The organism is Colwellia sp. SU-HH01217, assembly GCF_057543495.1.
The window spans coordinates 25,200-45,075 of record NZ_BAAJLX010000019.1 but is presented as its reverse complement, the minus strand read 5'-3'; the positions used below and the strand labels follow the sequence as shown (position 1 = coordinate 45,075).

Sequence of the window (19,876 nt, the reverse complement as noted above, 5' to 3'; positions counted from 1 at the left end):
TTGTGCTTTCGTATTAAAACAGCTTATTATCAATACATCACTTACATTGACTTACTCAGTTTTTCTATGACAACACACACTCAATCAGTAACAAAAAACATAGTATTAGGAGTTAGCAGCTGTTTACTTGGAGAAAATGTTCGCTTTGATGGCGGTCATAAAAAAAATCAGTATGTACTAAATACTTTAAGCCAATTTTTTAATTTTGAACGTTTTTGTCCAGAAGTTGCTATAGGTTTAGGCATTCCTAGAGAGCCTATTCGATTAGTGCAACATGATGAACAAATTAAATGTGTTGGCACAAAAAATAAAGCAATCGATGTCACTGAAAAACTGACTAACATCGCAAACGAGCAACGACCTTGGCAATCTACAATATCAGGTTACATCCTCAAAAAAGATTCTCCAAGTTGTGGCATGGAGCGTGTAAAGGTTTATAGCGGTGAAATGCCCGAACGTAACGGAACAGGTATTTACGCTAAAAAACTAATGGAGAACTTTCCTAATTTACCAGTAGAGGAGGAAGGACGTTTAAACGATTCAGTGCTTAGAGAGAACTTTATCCAGCGAATTTTTGTTTACCATCGTTGGCAACAATTAATGCTGACTCAGTATTCAATTAAAGATATACAAACATTTCATGCCCAGCATAAGTACATTTATATGAGTCATAATCAATTGGCATTAAAAACACTTGGCACTTTGTTAGCTCAGCCGTGTGCTAACCTACAGCTCTTAGCCAATGATTATATTTCAAAAGCCATGGCATTGTTAAAAAGTATAGCAACTAAAGCAAATCACACAAATACCTTAAAACATATTCAAGGCTATTTAAAAAAAGATATTAGCTCAGATGATAAGCAAGAACTTAACGAAACAATCGAAGATTATCGTTTAGGCTTCCTTCCTTTAATTGTGCCCGTAACCTTGTTACGCCATCATTTTAGAAAATCACCTAACGCGTATATTAATGAATCTTATTACTTGTCGCCCCACCCAAGCCAACTGATGTTACTCAACAGCATATGAAAATTATATCGGTTAATGAAAAAATGCAAAAAGGCTCTAGTTAGCCGCTTTCTAAAAAGAAGGTGGTTATACCTATTGTTTGTCAAACAAATCACTTAAATATAAGTGATAAACCTCGACTATATTCACCATTTTCAGACGCTGCACTTAAACCTTTATCTGTTCGGATAATAAGTTGTAAATCACCAAAATGATCCACTTTAGTTTTGTAGCCCATTTTACGTACTGCTTTCAAAGCTTTTTTATTAAGTTTAGGGTAGTGCCATATTTCATCTTTAGGTAATAATTGATGATGAAATCTAGGCGCATTAACGGCATCATTTGCCGACATGCCAAACTCTATTACATTAAGAATAGACTGATAAACCGATGAAATAATGGTAGTGCCACCAGGCGATCCTGTCACTAATCTCACCTTACCATCTTTCAACATAATGGTAGGCGACATTGAAGATAACATACGCTTATTGGGTTGTATTTCATTAGCCGTACCACCCACGGCACCAAAGACATTAGGCACACCGGGTTTCGCACTAAAGTCATCCATTTCATCATTCAATAAAAATCCAGCGCCCTCTACAACAACCCCACTACCAAAAGGATAGTTTATCGTTGTGGTATTAGACACTGCATTCCCCCACTGATCTACAATAGAAAAATGCGTAGTATCTGTACTTTCCACTAAACCGGGCGTAATGTCTTTTGTGGGTGATATTTTGGTTAAATTAACCTCTGCTGATCTGCGTTTAAGATACTCGTTATTAAGTAGGTGACGAACTGGCACATCATAAAAGTCAGGATCGCCCAAGTACTCAGCTCTATCGGCAAATACTCTTTTTCCCACTTCTGAAAGCAAATGAATATAGACTGGTGAGTTATGGGATATCTGCGAATTTTTTTTAACTAAATCATACATCGTTAACCATTGTAGAACGGCAATCCCACCAGAACTTGGTGGTGGTGCAGTAATAACATCAAATTCACGCCACTGCATCTCAATAGGTTTTCGCCAAGTAGCATGATAATTAGCAAGGTCTTTTTCAGTAATTATGCCGCCATTTTTTGCCATGAACTCGCTAATAATTTTAGCTGTTTTACCTTGGTAAAATCCATTTTTACCTTCATTAGCAATCCTTTTCAGTGTTTCAGCCAGTTCCGGTTGTTTAAATAACTCGCCAGCTTTAGCATGACTAAAATAGCTAGCAAAATTAACTTTAACGCCCTCATTCTCAAAACTGTTGATTCGAGATTTTATACCCTCATCCAATTTTGGGTGAACAATAAACCCTTTTATAGCTAAAGTAATTGCAGGTGTAAGCAATGCTTTCCATGATTGAGAACCATATTTTTTATGCGCTTGCCACATTCCTTCAACCGTACCTGGTACTCCTGCAGACAAGGTTCCGTATAGCGATAGATTAGGAATAACATCACCATTTTCATCTAAGTACATATCTCTATGGGCTGATTGTGGCGCGACTTCTCGGTAATCTAAGAAATCCGCTTTACCTTCTTTATATATAGTCATAAAGCCACCGCCGCCAACATTGCCAGCCTCAGGCAAGGTAACCGCTAAAACAAACTGAGCTGCGATAGCCGCATCTACCGCGTTACCACCACTTTGCAAAACGGCTTTAGCTGCCTGTGCGCTATAACTATCAGGCATGGCGACCGCCGACTCAGCATAAGAAAAATCGAGCCTAAAAAAATAAATACATATAATGAAGAAGATAAATATATTTTTCACAAAGATCCTTAATGATGATTTAGCCAAATAAAAAGTTAACTTTAATTAATCTAACAGAAAAAATAGCAATAAGTTAACTATATAAGTCCTAGTGTTCATTTTGGTATAGATCTTTTCTCGCTTTGAATAATCGCGCCTATTAACAATATTGAGTCAATCTACTCACTTTTTAGTAACTTTACTGTTCATTCAAAGCTTAATTTTTTCTACCCACATCCAAGTCATTGTAAATATTAACCAATTGTTATTGGAATATAATTTGCTTAACTATACAAAACCACACTTTACGTAAGATATTACATGAACGAAAAACAACTTTTAACGACTAAATGGTATTTTATCGGCCTAGTTTCTTTGATAACTTGGTCAATATTGATTTGGCAATATTTACATGAAGGCGTACCAAGCCACCACTTATTAAATCGTTCGGATCTACCAGCAATATCCAATTGGTGGGGTAGCGTGTTACTCCCCGTATTATCATGGATAATGTTAGGACGCATTCAAAAACGACTATTACAAACATCTCCAGCCCAAACCTCATTATGTTTAAAGCATAGTTATATTGGTTTTTTACTTGCCTTTATGTATGGCGTAATGCTTTCGCTCACATTTTTTAACGGCTATGCGCATATATCATCAATTATGTTTCCAGGAATTTTGTTGTTTGCTATTTTTTTTAAGGTATATAGAGAAGAGTTTGTCTTAGGATTTATTCTAAGTATGAGTTTTGGCTTTGGTGCTGTATTACCAACAATATTTGCGACAATAATCGCTTTAGCATCTGCTATTGTATATTTTTCAGTACAATTTGTTTGGACCAAAGTAAGAGTAATAGCATTTAAAAACTAAAACATTAATCAAATGGTTAAATTTAAAATGCTTAAACTCTAATTATTACTAATTGTTTAACACTCAACCAACTAAGCCATATTTTTACGCTAGTTTTTAATATACACTTTCGCTAAACCCTAAAAAATAAAAGGAATTTACCATGGCCGTTAATCGAGGTTACCTTGCAGTTCTGTTTAGTTTTATTGCTACATTAGGCTGTGGTGGTGGTGAAAAAACTGATGATGATGCTAAAAACACTCCTAAACCAGCAGTCATTAATGCAATAAACATTACAGGGAAATGGGCTGAAGGAGAAACATTAAAAGCCGCAGTAGACTGCTCTCAATGTCTAGCTTCGATGAATAAATATAGCTGGTCTATTAGTGGTCAAAATATTTCAGCTACAGATCATTATATTTTAACTGCTGATGATTTAAATAAAAAAATTCGTATTGATGTTTCTTCCAATAACAGTGCCAATTTAATTGATAAAGCCTTTCAAACAATAGTTGGTTTAACTCAAAGTCATGTTACTAATATTTATTCTAACGTAAGAGCTTTTGCAGCACTTAAGAGTAATGGTTCTGTTGTTACTTGGGGCGAAAGTGCTTCAGGGGGAAGTAGTTCAAATATAGCATTAACTGATGTTAAAACTATTTATTCTAATGATGGTGGATTTGCTGCTTTAAAACATGATGGTTCAGTTGTTAGTTGGGGGTTAGCACCAGCGTCTATAAGCGATACTCCTTTGTTAAAGAACGTTAAAGAAATTTATGCAACTAATTATGCATTTGCTGCCCTTAAGGAAGACGGCACTGTAATCACTTGGGGTAGTGCTGATTATGGCGGTAATAGTAGTTCTGTAATCTTAAAAAATGTCTCTCGTATTTATGCTACTACTTCAGCTTTTGCCGCATTACAACATAATGGTTCAGTCGTAACTTGGGGCAACAGTCAACGTGGTGGAGATAGTAGCCAAGTAACACTTGATGATATTCAAGAAGTTTACGCGACAAATTCCGCCTTTGCCGCACATAAAAGCAATGGTTCAGTAATCATTTGGGGAGATGGTATTATCTCAGGCACCGAGCCGCCAATGATTGACAATGTTAGTGAAGTATTCTCTAACCCTTTTGCTTTTGCCTTTATCAAAACAGATCGCTCAATAGAAACTTGGGGAGATGCTAATAATGGCGGCAATGCTGGTAATGCCCCTTTAAATAATACAGCCGAAGTTTTTTCCACCAGCAGCGCCTTTGCAGCGCTAAAACAAGATGGCTCGGTAGTAACATGGGGGGATCAAAATAACGGTGGCGATAGTAGTAATGTTAACTTATATAATATAGATACTATTTACGCCAACGCATTTTCTTTTGCTGCGTTAAGTCAAGATGGCAATGTATTAACTTGGGGAGAAAGCATTCGTGGCGGCGACAGTTCTGCTGTAAACCTAACTAATACAGTCAAAATATATTCAACAATAAGTGCTTTTGCTGCGCTCAAAACAGACGATTCAATTACTACTTGGGGAGAGTCAAATTCCGGCGGTGATAGCAGCACTATTGAATCTCACAATATAGTTGATGTTTATTCAACCAATAATGCATTTGCTGCATTAAAGAAAAATGGGACTGTCATTACTTGGGGACACAGTGAGTATGGAGGTGATAGCCGAGCAGTGGCAGAAAGCCTTCAGCCAGCCATCGAAATTACTGTAATCGACACTAATTTACCTTAATTCAGTTGAAGATAAATAGTTAACAGGTAATTTTCTTGGTATAAACGGCCAAAAAAACTCAAACAGCAGGATAGTTATCTCCTAGCAAACTAATGTTATCTTAAATAGGTTTATCTATTGCCTTAAATTGTTAGTATGTACAATAATACTTATTAGTTAAGGCACTCTAATGCGTTTTTTGTTTAGTTTTTTCCTATTAATAGCAACAATTCAAACAGTTCAAGCGAAAGACACAAAGGCTGTGCATAATATTCTATCAATGCAAGAACGCGCTGAATTTATAGATAGAATAACTCAACAGCGAGTTCAACAATTACTGCCTCGTTTAATGACAGAAACAAGTATTGATATGTGGATACTTATCAGTCGAGAGTATAATGAAGATCCCATACTAAAGACCTTTTTACCTGCAAATTGGTTATCAGCAAGAAGAACAACTATCTTCGTTTTTTCTTTAGAAGAAAATAATACCGTCAGTGCTTATGCTATTGCTCCTTACAAGGTTGGCAGTATTTTTGAAAAAGCTTGGGATAAAAATAAGCAACCAGACCAATGGCAGGCCTTACTTACATTAATCAAAGATAAGAACCCTAATAAAATCGGTATTAACCAATCTGAATACTGGGCGCATGCCGATGGTTTAGTTGCCAGTGAAAAAGAAAAACTATTATCAACATTACCTATCAGCTACAGAAAAAAAGTTGTTTCTGCACAAGCATTAGGAGTTTCTTGGTTGGAACAACGCATACCTGAAGAAGTAAAAATGTATGAAGAAATTGTTGCAATCGCCCATGAAATTATCGCTCAAGGCTTCTCCAACGAAATCATTGAAGTAGGTAAAACGTCAACGAATGATCTTGTGTGGTGGTTTAGGGAACGTGTTAAAGAATTGAAACTAAACGCTTGGTTTCATCCTACCGTAAATATTCAACGTAAAAATAGTCAGAAGTTTGATCATGAAGATAGCTTTACTAATGGCTATGAAGATAACATTATTCAACAAGGTGATTTATTGCATGTTGACTTTGGTATTACCTACCTACGTTTAAATACCGATACCCAACAACACGCTTATGTCCTAAAGCAAAATGAAAAATTTGCCCCCACAGAACTTATTTCAGCCTTTAATTCAGGAAATCAATTACAGGATATTTTTATCAGCAACTTTAAAGCGGGAAGAACAGGTAATGAGGTTTTAAAGTTATCAAGAAAACAGGCTATTGAACAAGGACTTAAACCAACCATCTATACTCACCCTATTGGCTACCATGGTCATGCTGCGGGCACAACTTTAGGTATGTGGGATTCTCAACAGGGCGTAGAGGGGAGTGGAGACTATCCTCTACATTTTAATACCGCATATTCAATAGAATTAAATAATGCGGTATTTCTTCAATCATGGGGGAAAGAAATAAGGATAATGTTAGAAGAAGAAGCTTTTTTTGATGATGAAGGGGTTAGATTTATTGATGGTCGACAAACCCAATTGCACTTAATTAAAGCCAATAATAAGTAAATTACGATAAAAAATGAGTAGGCCTGATAGGTTTAGGTATATAGCTACTAGACCTACTGTTTCGCTGCTTGTAACTAAGACCTAAATAATTTTGTAAAATTGTGAACAATATCGAAAAAACAAACGTATAACCTAAATAAAATAGTCCACAACAACGAGTAAATCTATATGCGTTTTTTCTTTAGCTGCTTAATCCTTCTTTTAGCTACTGGTTGTAGCACACATTATGCTAATAACTCTTTAGTGGGAAAAACATTTCCTACGGTTAATGGTCAAAATCTTGAAAAGAAAATGGTCAATATACCTGGCGACTTTACAAGTGACTTCACGCTACTCTTAGTGGGTTATAAGCAAAATTCACAATTTGACATCGACAGATGGCTAATAGGTTTAGACATGACAGAGACCAAAGTTGATGTTTATGAGGTACCAACTATTCAAGGATTATTTCCACGCATGTTCAGCACCGTAATTGATAATGGTATGCGAAAAGGAATTCCAAAAGAGCTTTGGAAAGGCGTTATTACCGTTTATAAAGATGGCGAAAGCATTCAAGCGTTCACTGGCAATGAAAACCCCAACAATGCACGTGCGATACTGCTCAATAAAGACGGTGTTATTATATATTTTTACGATGATGGATTTTCAGTTGCTGCTTTGAATAAATTAAGAAGCTACTTGTGAAGTTAAAGGGTAAAACTCATTCACCTGCACAGTTTGCTCTTTAGTCAAAAGTGTTCGAAATTACTCTATTATAAATGCATCAAAATAGGTTCTTGATCTTTCTTGGTCATTTTACTGACTACCAACATATACGAATTATCGATCATCCGCTCAATTTCACCTTGTGGAATTGAGTTGTCTAAAATGACCGTGTTCCATTGTGCTTTATTCATATGATAGCCTGGTATGACTGATGGAAAAATATCTCGCAATATTAAGGCTTCATCAGGATCACATTTTAAATTAATACAAAATTGCCCTGCCATTTTTCCTTCTGTACCTTTTTCACTACCTTTACCAAACGCTAAAGTAGCAAACATTTTATTTTTAACCCGAAAAACTTTAACTTCATCACCAAAAGGGTAATAAAGGCTCGTTTCAGGTTTTAACATTAAATATTCTTGAACTTGGTTATGATCCATTTAGGTATCGCGTTATAAAGAAAGCCTTAGTCAAAACTATAGGGTTAGTCTAATTTTCGCCAGCTTTTTATGACGCTTTCATCGTAAAAAATAAAAAACCTTAACAATTCATACGGGTCGTTAAGGTTTCTTCTTTGTTTGACTATCCCTAATTTAATAATAATTAAAAACTATAAGTCACTTCTGCCCATGCACTTAAGCCTTCGCTAGGCAGGCGAGTCATTACAGGAGTCTCTACGTTTTTTACTCGATTATATCCACCTAAATGGTTTTGATATTCTCTGTCTAATACATTGTCCACACCCGCACGCAGAGTAAAATCTGAATTAACAAAGTATTCAACATCTAGGTTAACTAAACCATACCCAGCCGTTGTTTGTTCACCATTGGTTAAAGAAACATCATCTTGAGCCGATACCACTACCGCTGTTAAGTTAGTAATTAAATAAGCGTTAAAGTAACTAAGGGTAAACTGCCCATTAAGCGGCGCTATACGATATAAATTATCATCAATATCTTTACGCTCTCCTTTAACATAACTGGCAATGCCTGATACTTGAAAACTATCACCTAAATTAACATACCAGTTAACATCCAAGCCATATAGTTTAGCGTCAACATTAGTAAACTTTAACGGATTAGTATCGCCAGCCATCATGTTTGCCATCATAGAGGCATTCATATCTTCCATGGTTAATGGTGTACCTTGAATATAATCTTCAATGTTTTGATAAAATACATGCGGCGCAAACATCATTTTACCTGTTTGATAAGTTATCCCAATATCCGTTTGATAGGCCGTTTCCGATTTAAGGTTTATGTCACCAATATAAGTATGGCCATCAGCTAAACCGCCAGTTGCCTCCATAGGCATCCATAAATAGCGCTCTTGATAAGACGGTGCGCGGTTTTTAATACCTACTCCAATATATAAAGAGGTTGCACCTGACAATTGTGTTTGTGTGCTCAAAGCGACATCAATATTATTATCGGCAACTTTTCTGTCAGCATTATTAAACTTATCCATTAAGTTACCTGCCATCATACTCATATTATGCATAGCTGGATCCATTGGCATATTAGGCGCCATTTGCATCATTGCCATCGATGTTGCCACTTCGTCAGCATTTGCTTCTGCGCGCTTGGCACGTACGCCCAGTTGCACTAAAGTTTGGTCAAATTGATTTTTCCACTCAACAAATACACCGTAGCGATCATCAATAACATTATTAAAATTAACCACTTCAAACATCGCATTATTAGGGTTAGTGATCACCGAATCATGAGTAGAAAAATAACCGTCTGTACCTATGCTTAACTCACCAAAACTAAAATTTCGTTCAATCATAAATTTAACATCAGTAGTGTCTGCTAGCGCATTGTTTCTTCTAAATTTTGTTGGATCATTATTAGTGCGCATTAAAAAGTTCGTCATACCATGATCCGCATCCAAGTTACCGACTAACCACTGCCCTTGCCACTGTCCAAGAGTAAAATTTCCATCAAGATTAATACGATGACTCTCAATGTACTCTATATCCATAGGAAGAGCTGGCGTTCCTGAATCATCCGTTTTTGTATAGTGATAACTCAATCCGACATCATTAGCATCTGTTGCATAACGAATGTCTGTACCAAATTGGCTTTTATCAAAATCAGTCGGTGAAATTAAAGTCCCTGCACCGCTTGTCATACTATCGCCAGCTTGTTGATTCCCATAAAACATAACAGCTACATCGCCAGTAGTAACATTAGCAACCGCAGATAACGTTTTCGCACTATTGTTACTACGATAGCCCGCTTGTAAATCACCCGTAGTTTGCCAAGAGTCGCTATTAAATGTTTCTGCTTTTCGCATTTTCACATCTATAGCCCCACCTAAAGTATTCATGCCAGCTGCCACAGGTGCAATACCACGATAAACAGTCATCGACTCAACTATAAGCGGTGTGGAATAACTCAACGGCGTATCCATAGCATTAGGCCCTGCTCCAATAATAGGATGACCATCTAAAGTTGCTGCAACGCGATCACCAAACAAACCACGATATTGAGCTATACCAGTGATAGGACCGTTACTATTAATATTTGCCCCCGGTACAGACGAAAGCCAATTCGCTAAATCTGGGGCACTGGTTTTACCTTGTGCAAAGCTTTGATTATCTGTCACATCATTATGACGTTGATTAGTAATGGTAATAACTTCAATATCTTTAATTGTTTCTTGATTTTTAGGTGCTTCATTAGCGGAAACAGATAATGAAAATGTACTTGCTGATATTAAGATCATTTTTACAGCAAAGGCGATAGCGTTTTGAGGGAACTTGACAGGAGACAACATGATAACTTCACTTGTTGATTAAAATTGTCACTATCTTGTAAGTATGTGTAATAAAAAACAAAGGGAAATTAATGATGTGCGACATATTGTCGCAGGCAAAAAACCCCTTATTTGATACACATCAATTAAGCTGAAAAAATACGATGATGGGTAAATAATGTTAACTGTTTTTTTCATTAGCATATCTTAATTTTTACGCTTAACTTGCTCAAAATTAATGAACTAATTAACTTGTGACAAAAATATTCAGTAGGTCTTCAATATCTTGTGGATAATAGATGACAATTAGCCAAAAAATGGCACTATAGTGATGCATAGAAACAACAAGGATTTTCAATGAAAGGTTTTATTACCTTACTATTACTTATAATCAGTAGTATAGGCAGCAATATCAGCTTTGCAGTTGAGCAAGCTGAAGAAATATTTAAACAACTTGCCCCTTCTCTTTATCAAATTCGATTGATCGACTTAGCCAGTGGTGAAAAATCGTCTATTGGCTCAGGCTTTCAAATTAGTAACGATGGCATTATTGCTACCAACTATCATGTTATTTCAGGTTTTGCTCAACATCCCAGTAAATATCGCATTGAATACCTTGATCATTTAGGCAACAAAGATGAATTATTACTGCAAAGTGTCGATGTAATTAACGATTTAGCGTTAGTTAAACGTAAAGCGACTGCAGACATGCCATTTTTCAAATTGGCGCAACAAACGCCAATAAAGGGCCAAGAGTTATTTTCACTTGGTAATCCGCATGACTTAGGGATGATTGTTGTTCCGGGCACATACAATGGCTTAAAAAAAGAATCATTTAATGACCGTATTCATTTTACTGGCTCAGTTAACTCCGGAATGAGCGGCGGACCCGTCGTTAATGATGACAGTGAAGTTGTCGGGGTAAATGTTGCTACATCTGGTAACCAAATTGGTTTTCTAGTGCCGCACGATAAACTAGTCGCACTTTTTAATGCGTTTAAAATGGAAAAGCCTGCCAGTATTGAACTACAAATGAGCGAACAACTTTCTCATAATCAAGAAAAACTCATTACTACATTACTCAATAGCCCATGGAAAAATAAGACCTTAGAAAATGCTATTATTCCAATCATCGACGTCCCTTTTGTTCGCTGTTGGGGCGATTCGAATGCTGACAAAGCCGATGCGTTATTTTTTGCTGCGGTTGCTAATTGTTCATTAGATGAAAACACTTTTATCTCCTCCAACTTCTTTACGGGCAGTATTGAAATGGAATTTCGATACTTACAAGCAAAAGAAATGAGTGTTAATAAATTTTATCATTTGTACGAGCAGCAAATACAACGCGCTGGCCCAGGTAACAAAGCAGGTAAAGAAGATGTTTCACAGTATCAATGCCATCACGATATTGTTACGCCGAGCAATCGAACTATTAGTACAAAAAGTATTTTTTGCACACGCGGTTATAAAAAATTCCCACAACTATTTGATGTACTATTTTTAAGTGCTTCTATTGATAAAAACAAACAGGCACTAGTGAGCCACTTTACTATTGCAGGTATTGAAAAATCTTCAGCCTTAGCGTTTACCGATAAATTTATGGAGTCGATCTCATGGAAATAATTATCGAAGAAATTAGTAGAGGTCATAAATTAATTCGCCAACAAAAACTCAATCAAGACACTGTACTTATTGGGAGAAACTATCAAAACGATCTTATTTTGTCAGATCCGCATATTTGCCCAAGTCACTTAGAATTAACCTTTAATGGTGAACATTGGTTAGTCGAAGATAAAAATACCATTAATGGTAGCTACCTTGAAGACGGTAAAACCTCGCTTAACAACCATATTGTTAATTCTGGTGATGTATTTAGTATTGGTAAAAGCTTAGTAAGAGTGATGTTTCCTGATCACCCAGTAGCACAAACGACGCAGTTTAGCCCTTATGAAAACATTATAAATATAATGCGTCATCCTTTAATGTTAGCGTTTAGCCTTTGTTTATTTGCTTTGGTTACAGGTTATACATTTTATTTAAATAAACCTATTGAAGTAACTTTTAGTCAATTACTAGCTCCCGCCATAGGCGTTACCTTATTGTTTGCAATTTGGCCAATGGGAGTTGCGTTAATTTCACACTTAACAAAACATGAAGCAAGAGTAACAACCCAGTTAGGAATTAGTTTTGCCTTGTTTAACTTGATGTGGCTAAGTGACATTGCTGACAGTATTATCAACTTTAACTTTTCAAGTAATTGGCCTATTAGTACCGCATTTACTTTGGTGCCAATGGCATTAGCATTTTGTTTATTCTGGCTTAATGGTTACATTGGCTTTCATATGGAATCGCGCCGAAGAGTCATAGTTGCCGCCGGTATCACATTGATATTTTTTGGTGGTAACCAGTTAATTCAGTTGACTAACAAACCTGAATTTAGCGCGCGTCCCCATTACAATGCCACCATAATGACGCCCGGCTTTATGTTATTACCTAGCAGTTCAGTTGAAAGTTTTCTCAACGACAGTGAAAAACTATTCGCTAAAGCGCAAAAGGATGCCGCTAAGAAAAAAGGTGATTAACCCTTATTTATACCTCTAAACTAGGTATATGATTTAGCGTTATTAAGCCAATAAAAAAGCTGACTCGTTTTTCAACAAGTCAGCTTTTTTTGTATTTAATACTGATCTCACTAATGATGTAACCATTTCTACTGGTTAAAACAACAAACAACTGCCTTTAAAGTAGATCACCTCAATAATGAAATTGGTATAAGTTTAGGCGCGCTTGCCAAAACTCTACTCGATTATGGGCGTGGTATTAATCCTACTGCATCATAAACACTGCTTAAGACTTTACTCGCTCGTGCTGACGCTTTCTCAGCTCCTTTGCGCATTACTTCTTCTAAGAAGGCTTGATCGGCTCGGTATTGATGATACTTTGTTTGAATCGGCTCTAATAATTCAACTACGGCTTGTGCAACATCGCCTTTTAAGTGGCCATACATTTTATCTTCATACTGTGGCACTAATTGATCAACCGTTTGCCCAGTTGCACATGATAATAGTGACAACAAGTTTGAGACTCCAGGTTTTTCAGTTAGGTTGTAGTAAATATTCGCTTGTTCATCTGAGTCTGTAACAGCACGCTTAATTTTCTTAGCTATTTTTTTCGGATCTTCTAATAAACCGATAAAGTTACCTGGGTTAACGTCTGATTTAGACATTTTTTTCGTCGGCTCTAACAGACTCATTACACGAGCACCATGCTCTGGAATGTAAGGATCTGGCACAGTAAATACTTCACCATGTAAATTGTTGAAGCGCGTAGCAATATCGCGAGCTAGCTCTAAATGCTGCTTTTGATCTTCCCCTACAGGAACGGTATCTGCGCGATATAATAAAATATCCGCCGCCATCAATACCGGATAAGTAAACAAACCTGAATTCATATTCGCTTCAGATTTTTGCGACTTATCTTTGTATTGTGTCATACGATTTAGCTCACCCATTTGGGTATAGCAGTTTAACACCCAGCTCAATTGGCTATGCTCAGGGACATGAGATTGAATAAAAATGGTGCTTTTTTCAGGATCCACACCACACGCCAAATACAAAGCTAAACCATCAAGAGTCGCTTTTCTTAAATCTTTTGGGTTTGGTCGAACCGTTATCGCATGTTGATTAACCAGCATATAATAACATTCGTGATCATCTTGCATGTTCGTCCATTGCTTGATCGCGCCTAAATAATTACCTATGGTTAACTCGCCTGATGGCTGACAGCCACTTAGTACTATTGGTTTACTCATGATTATCCTTTAACTTTTTAATGCTTGTTCGAACAATATCAAACTGTTCAATATTGTTTTATTTTAACTTGCAATACTCGCTAACTCAGCACGCATTTGCTCAATCACTTTTTTATAATCGGGTTGTGAAAAAATTGCCGAACCTGCAACAAACATATCAGCACCTGCAGCAGCTATTTCGGCAATGTTATCAACTTTTACGCCGCCATCAACTTGTAGTCGAATATCAAAACCACTGTCATCTATTTTTTTGCGTACTAAACGAAGTTTATCGAGTGTAGAAGGAATAAAAGATTGTCCGCCAAACCCCGGATTAACTGACATCAATAAAATAACATCGAGCTTATCCATAACAAAGTCTAAATAGTGTAATGGGGTTGCAGGGTTTAATACTAAACCGGCTTTACAGCCGTGATCTTTAATCAGCTGTAGACTACGATCTAAATGGGTACTCGCTTCTGGATGAAAAGTGATGATGTTAGCACCTGCTTTCGCAAACCCAGGAATAAGATCGTCAACAGGTTGCACCATTAAATGCACATCAATCGGAGCAGTTATGCCATAGTCTCTTAATGACTGACATACCATAGGTCCAAAGGTTAAATTAGGTACAAAATGATTATCCATCACATCAAAATGAATAACATCAGCACCTGCTGATAAAACATTTGCAACATCATCGCCTAACCGAGCAAAGTCTGCTGACAGGATTGAAGGAGCAATTAAAAATGAAGACATAAACCCAACCTAATAAATAGTTATCTTTAACAAGAAGCTTTTATAAAAATCTGCGCGGCATTATAAACCATTAGCACAGCTTGTTCTTTCATTTAACAATAAAATTAATGCACTTTTCTTGTTCACTTAATAAGCAGATGCACCAAAACAATGCAACCAGCGATAATTAAAAAATGTCTTAGCACACTATAAATCCCACTATCCCCATGATAAATAAACTAAAAAAACATTAAAAATTATTAACAATGAGTTAGGCACCATCTTTGCAATTTCATAACTAGCCTTAAATTATAATAATCAATTTAGAGAGATAAACATGAAAAAATCAATATTGAGCACCGCACTAGCCTCACTTTTATTATCAACTGCAACTATTTCAACATCGGCGTCAGCCATTGAAGGCCTGAGCACAAACGTTGGTGTTGTTTCACAATACTTCTTCCGTGGTATCGCACAAACCAGTACAGCCTCAGCAAGCGCTGGCGTAGACTATGAAACGGGTGGTTTTTCTGTTGGTGCATGGACAGCCGATGTACAAGATGGTTTAGAAATAGATTTATACGGTAGCTATAGCCTTGATATTGAAGGTTTTGGCTTAAGTGCCGGTTTTACCACGTATCAATACACAGGTGATTTTGATTCAGCTTATAACGAAATTAACTTAGGCGCATCTTATAGCTATTTTTCTGTTGCTTATAACATTGGTCAACACTCAGAAGACTCTTCAATAGGGATTGATGAATCAGATTATGACTTCCTTTCGGCTACTTTTGAATACGAAGGTTTTTATGCCACTTACGGCATGTGGGGCAAAGATTTCGACGGTGACTATATAGAACTTGGTTACGGTACGGACATTGGTGGCTTTGATGTCGGTGTTGCTGTGATCGCTAACTCTGATGAACTTGACCTAGAAACAGGTGAAGGCGATGAGTCACTTGTTTTTAGTATTGCAAAAACCTTTTAAACTAACTAACTAACGCTTAACGCGTTATTGTAGGAAATGTAGTCCTCAATTCCTGAGTTGAGGTTAAATAGCGAATTGGTTATACTTCAACCAATTCGCTATTTTTTATCAGGAAAGATAATGTCAAAACGGATAATGACAACCTTTAATGCGCTCACCTTAACCTTTGTATTAATGACAGGTTTGAGTGCTATCAATAATGAAAAGCAACAGCATTTAGCCCAACTAAGTCAATCGTGTATGGCTATAGCGTCTAATCTCCCCATGAATCATGTGGGGCACCCTTGTAGTAAAATATATTCTCCCAACCAAAACATTTGGTCATGGTTATCAGGTGACAGTCAATCTGTTTACTTCCACTTTCTAGATATCACCGAATTAATTCAAGCGAAGATATATTATTGGAGCAATTAAATGCCTGAAAATAGCCGCGTTAATGACTCGTCACATAACAACGATAATACGACAATAAAAGACAAAGAAGATAACCATACAACCCACAACCCTATTTCGAACACAGTAAAAAGTGTCGCTGCGGCTTTTTTTGGAGTACAAAGTAATAAAAATAGAGAACATGACTTTAGCCAAGGTAAACTCAGTCACTTTATTATTGTTGGTGTATTAGGCGTGGTGCTGTTTATTGGTGTTTTAATTGCGGTAGTTTCTCTGGTTCTACCTTAATTTACTGCTGTTTTGGCAATATTGGTCACCATAATAATTGTTTGTATAATTACAATTAAGCTCTGATTTTTTGAAGCCTGAATCCTTAACTGTTGAAACCTTAAAAATTGATTTTATCACGTTAATAATAATGTTCATCTTGCTTTCCTTCTTTATCTGACTAAGTATTGGTATAACTCATAGTCTGCCCCAATAGTATTTTTAGGTAAATTCAACAATATTAACGATATCATTCGATTAAATTGAACGATGAACATTTTCATTCCACTTTATTATTACAAACATAAAAAAGCCCCGTAAATACGAGGCTATATACAAATATGGTTAAACTGTCTTTACAAAAAAGACAACCCGGAGCCTAAAATGGAATATCATCATCAAAATCAATTGATGGCTCTTGAGGATTTACCTTAGCTTGTTGGTTAGGTTGTTGATAACCACCGCCTTGCTGCTGTTGGTTAGGTTGCTGATAACCACCTTGCTGTTGTTGGCTAGGCTGTTGCCCTTGTTGAGGAGAGTAGCCGCCATGCTGTTGTGGTGCTTGTTGCTGACCAGAATAACCACCTTGTTGTTGCTGTTGAGGTGCTTTGTTATATGCAGGCTGTTGTGGTGCTTGTTGAGGAGAGTAGCCACCTTGAGCTTGTTGGCCTTGGAAACCGGCAGACTGTCCTGACGGCTTGCCATCAAGCATTTGCATAACGCCGTTAAATCCTTGAACAACCACTTCAGTCGTGTATTGATCTTGGCCTTGCTGGTTTTGCCATTTACGTGTTTGAAGTGAACCTTCTAAATATACTTTTGAGCCTTTTTTAAGGTACTCGCCTGCTATTTCAGCTAATTTTCCAAAAATAGCAACACGGTGCCATTCTGTTTTTTCTTTCTGCTCGCCTGTTTGCTTGTCTTTCCAACTATCAGAAGTTGCTACGGTAAGGTTTGCAACTGCACCACCGCTTGGCATAAAACGAACCTCAGGATCTTTACCTAAATTACCTAAAATGATTACTTTGTTAACACCTGCCATGAAAGATTCCTATTCGTTTGCGGTAAAGTAGTTACCGTCTTCGCCTTAATTTTAATAGTTCGATTCTATATTAATCTCGCTAAATAATCTTTATTTTTGTCTTTTTTTTAAATGAAAAAAACAGTTATTTTTCAAGAATTATTTAAGGTGTTGTTGCATCGCGATTTTAATATCGTCAGGGATTTTTTTTGAAGCCTGTTGTTGAAAACAAAAATGAACTAAGACCGCTGTGCCTGATGCACATTTATTGCCGTTTTGCCAAAGTTCTTGGTAAACATCAAAAGATGAACCGCCAATTCGGCTAATCCAAGTTTTTAATTCGATAGCTGCGCCGTAATAAAATTGTGCGTGATACTCAACAGTTACTTTAGCTAAAATTAATTGCCAATTATTCGTCGTTAATTCTGGTGTAAATAATTTAAAAACCGGATCACGAGCACCTTCAAACCAAATTGGCACTACAGTATTGTTAATATGGCCTAAAGCATCGGTATCGCTAAATCTAGGGGTTATGACTTCGTTAAACATAATAATTGTCGCTACTATTTAAAGGAATTTAAAGCTTGTTAAGTATACATTTTTCCTTGTGAATTGTTTAATGAATAAATAATTAAGACAATAAAATATATAACAATATTCAAAACTTAACACTATAGTTAGTAGTAACAAGTTACTCGATATTTAAGGGCTCAATTTATTATCACGTTATATTCGTTCACCTTTAGGTTCATCATTGTTTTCCTCATACTTAATAGTTATGTGGTTTTGGCTTACTCTCAAGAAAAATATGACTGTCCTGATGCCAATACCGATATTATTTTTAACCCACAACCTATTTTTGATGAAAGCGAGGAAGGCATTTTTGCTTTTCATCGTTGGGCTAATTGGCTACACATTACAACAAAAGAAGTCACCTTAAAAAACGATGCAGCATTTTTCTTGTCTTTATGCCATAAAACTCCCGAAGATTTAGCGGAGCTTGAACGACATTTGCGTACTAAAAAATTTATCAGAGACGCACGCGTTACTGAAGATAAAACTAATAAAGCTATTAATGTAACCACTTGGGACAATTGGTCGTTAATGCCGACCATTAGTTTTGGCAGAAAAGGCGGTGAAAACACTTATAGTTTTGGTATTAAAGAAAGAAATTTATTTGGTTTAGGTATTGATGCCGAAGTGGAGTCTTATACCAATGTGCAGCGCTCGGGTTATAAAGTTATTAGTACCATTCCGTTATTTCAGAACATGAATACCGACTTAACGATAAAGTTTGCAGACAACGATGACGGTAAGCAATCGTCGGTATTTTTAAATAAGTCGTTTGCTAGTTTTCACACAACTTACGCTTATAACGTTGGCTTTAATGAAGAACTTAGAGTAGATACCATTTTCCAAAATGGCGAAGACCAAAGCATGTTTGAACACGATATTAGTGTTAAAAATATCAGTTACGGCTGGTTACAACATAATACTAATCGACATGCTTTAAGGTTTGAAATAGGTGTCACTCAAGATCAGCACTTATTCACGACAGCTAACAATACACCCAGTGATATTCCAACCAAGCAATTACCTAAAGATCGTGATTTTTTATACCCTTGGGTTGGTATCAATTATATTGAAAAAGACTTTAAAAAATTAATTAATATTCATTTAATCACTCAAATCGAAGACTTTAACCATGGCTGGCAAATTAATTCTTCTTTAGGCCTTGGCGATGGTAATAATCCTAACAGCGCTTGGGCATTTTGGCATGCGAATATTCAAAAAGGCTTTGCTTTAAGTAAAGACGACTTATTATTAATGAACTTATCAATGCGAGGAGATATTTATCAACAAGGAAACAATCGCGTAGTTGGTTATATAAATACCGAATACTTTCACCGATTAACAGGCTCTTTAGGTTTTTATCTAAATAACGTTAATGTATTCAGCAAAAATCAATATATGGATAGACCGATTACTATGGGAGGAAATACAGGTATTAGAGGCTTTCCTTTGCAATACCAACACGGTGAGAATAGTATAAAATTAAGCTCTGAACTTAGATATTATCCACGAATAAACTTGTTTAAACTCTTCGATGTAGCAGGTGCTGCTTTTGTTGATGCTGGACGAGCGTTTGGTGATGCGATTGTTGAGAATGCTGAAGACAACTGGTTGTACTCAGCAGGTCTCGGTTTACGATTTTATTCACCACACTCTGGTGGCAGTAACAACATTATCCATTTAGATTTGGCTTTTCCGCAATCAGATAATCCAGATATAGATAGTGTCGAGATTAGGGTACAAGCAAAAAAATCATTTTAAAATAATAAATAACGTT

At 36.5% G+C, this 19,876-nt stretch carries 18 protein-coding genes; 11 read left to right on the top strand and 7 right to left on the bottom strand.

Annotated elements, in window-relative coordinates; all coding sequences use genetic code 11:
* Positions 1-66 precede the first annotated feature (66 nt).
* Positions 67-1,029 (top strand): YbgA family protein, encoded by a 963-nt coding sequence (locus AC27G3_RS17090; protein ID WP_487123666.1) that lies wholly within the window; start codon positions 67-69, stop codon positions 1,027-1,029.
* A 91-nt stretch (positions 1,030-1,120) separates the two neighbouring features.
* Here the strand turns inward: AC27G3_RS17090 and ggt are convergent, their stop codons facing one another.
* Entirely contained in the window at positions 1,121-2,767 is a 1,647-nt protein-coding gene (gene ggt, locus AC27G3_RS17085; RefSeq protein ID WP_487123683.1) for a gamma-glutamyltransferase, read from the bottom strand.
* A gap of 309 nt (positions 2,768-3,076) precedes the next feature.
* Between ggt and AC27G3_RS17080 the strand changes: the two genes are divergently transcribed.
* From AC27G3_RS17080 to AC27G3_RS17065, 4 genes are all read left to right on the top strand, one after another.
* The gene (locus AC27G3_RS17080; protein WP_487123665.1) at positions 3,077-3,628 is read left to right on the top strand and encodes a hypothetical protein; all 552 of its coding nucleotides are present in this window, start codon (positions 3,077-3,079) and stop codon (positions 3,626-3,628) included.
* A gap of 142 nt (positions 3,629-3,770) precedes the next feature.
* Positions 3,771-5,348, top strand: coding sequence for an RCC1 domain-containing protein (locus tag AC27G3_RS17075; protein ID WP_487123663.1), 1,578 nt, complete (start codon positions 3,771-3,773; stop codon positions 5,346-5,348).
* 169 nt (positions 5,349-5,517) lie between these two features.
* Positions 5,518-6,864, top strand: coding sequence for a M24 family metallopeptidase (locus AC27G3_RS17070; RefSeq protein WP_487123661.1), 1,347 nt, complete (start codon positions 5,518-5,520; stop codon positions 6,862-6,864).
* 168 nt (positions 6,865-7,032) lie between these two features.
* Positions 7,033-7,548: a hypothetical protein gene (locus AC27G3_RS17065; RefSeq protein WP_487123659.1), complete on the top strand. Its 516-nt coding sequence runs from the start codon at positions 7,033-7,035 to the stop codon at positions 7,546-7,548.
* 68 nt (positions 7,549-7,616) lie between these two features.
* Here the strand turns inward: AC27G3_RS17065 and AC27G3_RS17060 are convergent, their stop codons facing one another.
* Positions 7,617-8,009 (bottom strand): MmcQ/YjbR family DNA-binding protein, encoded by a 393-nt coding sequence (locus tag AC27G3_RS17060; protein ID WP_487123657.1) that lies wholly within the window; start codon positions 8,007-8,009, stop codon positions 7,617-7,619.
* A 163-nt stretch (positions 8,010-8,172) separates the two neighbouring features.
* Positions 8,173-10,350 (bottom strand): TonB-dependent receptor, encoded by a 2,178-nt coding sequence (locus tag AC27G3_RS17055; RefSeq protein ID WP_487123656.1) that lies wholly within the window; start codon positions 10,348-10,350, stop codon positions 8,173-8,175.
* A 336-nt stretch (positions 10,351-10,686) separates the two neighbouring features.
* Between AC27G3_RS17055 and AC27G3_RS17050 the strand changes: the two genes are divergently transcribed.
* Together AC27G3_RS17050 and AC27G3_RS17045 are read left to right on the top strand one after the other, a co-directional pair.
* Positions 10,687-11,952, top strand: a complete 1,266-nt coding sequence (locus AC27G3_RS17050; RefSeq protein ID WP_487123654.1) for a S1 family peptidase — start codon at positions 10,687-10,689, stop codon at positions 11,950-11,952.
* Positions 11,943-12,911: an FHA domain-containing protein gene (locus tag AC27G3_RS17045; protein ID WP_487123652.1), complete on the top strand. Its 969-nt coding sequence runs from the start codon at positions 11,943-11,945 to the stop codon at positions 12,909-12,911. Before AC27G3_RS17050 ends, AC27G3_RS17045 begins: the two co-directional genes overlap by 10 nt.
* 224 nt (positions 12,912-13,135) lie before the next feature.
* On the opposite strand, the gene trpS is transcribed toward AC27G3_RS17045, so the two are convergent.
* Positions 13,136-14,140, bottom strand: coding sequence for a tryptophan--tRNA ligase (gene trpS / locus AC27G3_RS17040; protein WP_487123651.1), 1,005 nt, complete (start codon positions 14,138-14,140; stop codon positions 13,136-13,138).
* 63 nt (positions 14,141-14,203) lie between these two features.
* Positions 14,204-14,878 (bottom strand): ribulose-phosphate 3-epimerase, encoded by a 675-nt coding sequence (rpe, locus tag AC27G3_RS17035; protein WP_487123649.1) that lies wholly within the window; start codon positions 14,876-14,878, stop codon positions 14,204-14,206.
* Positions 14,879-15,194: 316 nt separating this feature from the next.
* On the opposite strand from rpe, the gene AC27G3_RS17030 reads away from it, so the two are divergent.
* The 3 genes from AC27G3_RS17030 to AC27G3_RS17020 all read left to right on the top strand — a co-directional run bounded on the left by AC27G3_RS17030 (position 15,195) and on the right by AC27G3_RS17020 (position 16,526).
* Positions 15,195-15,845, top strand: coding sequence for a TorF family putative porin (locus AC27G3_RS17030; protein ID WP_487123648.1), 651 nt, complete (start codon positions 15,195-15,197; stop codon positions 15,843-15,845).
* A 120-nt stretch (positions 15,846-15,965) separates the two neighbouring features.
* Entirely contained in the window at positions 15,966-16,259 is a 294-nt protein-coding gene (locus AC27G3_RS17025; protein WP_487123646.1) for a hypothetical protein, read from the top strand.
* Positions 16,260-16,526: a DUF2970 domain-containing protein gene (locus tag AC27G3_RS17020; protein WP_487123645.1), complete on the top strand. Its 267-nt coding sequence runs from the start codon at positions 16,260-16,262 to the stop codon at positions 16,524-16,526. It begins immediately after the preceding gene.
* A 358-nt stretch (positions 16,527-16,884) separates the two neighbouring features.
* On the opposite strand, the gene ssb is transcribed toward AC27G3_RS17020, so the two are convergent.
* Together ssb and AC27G3_RS17010 are read right to left on the bottom strand one after the other, a co-directional pair.
* A complete protein-coding gene (ssb, locus tag AC27G3_RS17015) occupies positions 16,885-17,547 on the bottom strand; it encodes a single-stranded DNA-binding protein (protein WP_487123643.1) in 663 nt (220 codons plus the stop codon).
* Positions 17,548-17,685: 138 nt separating this feature from the next.
* A complete protein-coding gene (locus AC27G3_RS17010; protein WP_487123641.1) occupies positions 17,686-18,075 on the bottom strand; it encodes an acyl-CoA thioesterase in 390 nt (129 codons plus the stop codon).
* A 237-nt stretch (positions 18,076-18,312) separates the two neighbouring features.
* On the opposite strand from AC27G3_RS17010, the gene AC27G3_RS17005 reads away from it, so the two are divergent.
* Positions 18,313-19,860 (top strand): BamA/TamA family outer membrane protein, encoded by a 1,548-nt coding sequence (locus AC27G3_RS17005; RefSeq protein WP_487123639.1) that lies wholly within the window; start codon positions 18,313-18,315, stop codon positions 19,858-19,860.
* The last annotated feature ends 16 nt before the right edge of the window (positions 19,861-19,876 follow it).

What these genes read in the sequence shown, in the direction of transcription:
- AC27G3_RS17070 (WP_487123661.1), top strand. Translation starts at nt 5,518, where the DNA reads ATGCGTTTTTTGTTTAGTTTTTTCCTATTAATAGCAACAATTCAAACA.
- AC27G3_RS17090 (WP_487123666.1), top strand. Translation starts at nt 67, where the DNA reads ATGACAACACACACTCAATCAGTAACAAAAAACATAGTATTAGGAGTT.
- AC27G3_RS17020 (WP_487123645.1), top strand. Translation starts at nt 16,260, where the DNA reads ATGCCTGAAAATAGCCGCGTTAATGACTCGTCACATAACAACGATAAT.
- AC27G3_RS17080 (WP_487123665.1), top strand. Translation starts at nt 3,077, where the DNA reads ATGAACGAAAAACAACTTTTAACGACTAAATGGTATTTTATCGGCCTA.
- AC27G3_RS17025 (WP_487123646.1), top strand. Translation starts at nt 15,966, where the DNA reads ATGTCAAAACGGATAATGACAACCTTTAATGCGCTCACCTTAACCTTT.
- AC27G3_RS17050 (WP_487123654.1), top strand. Translation starts at nt 10,687, where the DNA reads ATGAAAGGTTTTATTACCTTACTATTACTTATAATCAGTAGTATAGGC.
- AC27G3_RS17055 (WP_487123656.1), bottom strand. Translation starts at nt 10,350, where the DNA reads ATGTTGTCTCCTGTCAAGTTCCCTCAAAACGCTATCGCCTTTGCTGTA.
- AC27G3_RS17075 (WP_487123663.1), top strand. Translation starts at nt 3,771, where the DNA reads ATGGCCGTTAATCGAGGTTACCTTGCAGTTCTGTTTAGTTTTATTGCT.
- AC27G3_RS17060 (WP_487123657.1), bottom strand. Translation starts at nt 8,009, where the DNA reads ATGGATCATAACCAAGTTCAAGAATATTTAATGTTAAAACCTGAAACG.
- rpe (WP_487123649.1), bottom strand. Translation starts at nt 14,878, where the DNA reads ATGTCTTCATTTTTAATTGCTCCTTCAATCCTGTCAGCAGACTTTGCT.
- AC27G3_RS17045 (WP_487123652.1), top strand. Translation starts at nt 11,943, where the DNA reads ATGGAAATAATTATCGAAGAAATTAGTAGAGGTCATAAATTAATTCGC.
- ssb (WP_487123643.1), bottom strand. Translation starts at nt 17,547, where the DNA reads ATGGCAGGTGTTAACAAAGTAATCATTTTAGGTAATTTAGGTAAAGAT.
- AC27G3_RS17030 (WP_487123648.1), top strand. Translation starts at nt 15,195, where the DNA reads ATGAAAAAATCAATATTGAGCACCGCACTAGCCTCACTTTTATTATCA.
- AC27G3_RS17010 (WP_487123641.1), bottom strand. Translation starts at nt 18,075, where the DNA reads ATGTTTAACGAAGTCATAACCCCTAGATTTAGCGATACCGATGCTTTA.
- trpS (WP_487123651.1), bottom strand. Translation starts at nt 14,140, where the DNA reads ATGAGTAAACCAATAGTACTAAGTGGCTGTCAGCCATCAGGCGAGTTA.
- AC27G3_RS17065 (WP_487123659.1), top strand. Translation starts at nt 7,033, where the DNA reads ATGCGTTTTTTCTTTAGCTGCTTAATCCTTCTTTTAGCTACTGGTTGT.